Source organism: Solibacillus ferritrahens (genome assembly GCF_037027585.1).
GTDB lineage: Bacteria > Bacillota > Bacilli > Bacillales_A > Planococcaceae > Solibacillus > Solibacillus ferritrahens.
The window spans coordinates 1-538 of record NZ_JAXCLE010000068.1 but is presented as its reverse complement, the minus strand read 5'-3'; the positions used below and the strand labels follow the sequence as shown (position 1 = coordinate 538).

Sequence of the window (538 nt, the reverse complement as noted above, 5' to 3'; positions counted from 1 at the left end):
GAAAGTTACAATGGCCAAAAAATGAAAATGAGGTGCGCAATCTTTCGCAACAAGAGCTTAGGTGGTTATTAGAAGGCTTATCCCTGCAACAGCCAAAGGCGATTGCAAAATCTGCAAAAGGTGTCTTTTAATAGCCCTATTTCAAGTGGTATAATCATTTATAACTTAAATTGAACGAAATGTGGTGAATGATTTGGGAAACGCTTCAAATGAAAAAGTGATTCAATTATTGGAAGAACAACTAGCCTATACAAAAGAACAAAATAAAAGTTTAACCAAACAAATTGAAGCATTAACTGAACAAATTCGCCATTTAACAAAAGCTTTATACGGTTCTAAATCAGAGAAATCCAAATATCAAGCACCAGACGGACAAGGCTCTTTATTTGAAGACGATCCGTCTTTTAGCGAACCTGAGCAGACAGAAGAACAAAGCACGGAAACGGTTAGTTATACTGTTACTCGTAAAAAGAAAAATAAAAAACGAAATGATTCGTTTCGTGAGGATATTGAAATTGAGGAAATTCATCATCATCCA

At 34.9% G+C, this 538-nt stretch carries 1 protein-coding gene; it reads left to right on the top strand.

Annotated elements, in window-relative coordinates; translation table 11 throughout:
* Positions 1 to 181: 181 nt before the first annotated feature.
* A partial coding sequence (locus SNE38_RS19260) for a transposase domain-containing protein (RefSeq protein ID WP_456242983.1) occupies positions 182 to 538 on the top strand: 357 nt, incomplete at its 3' end.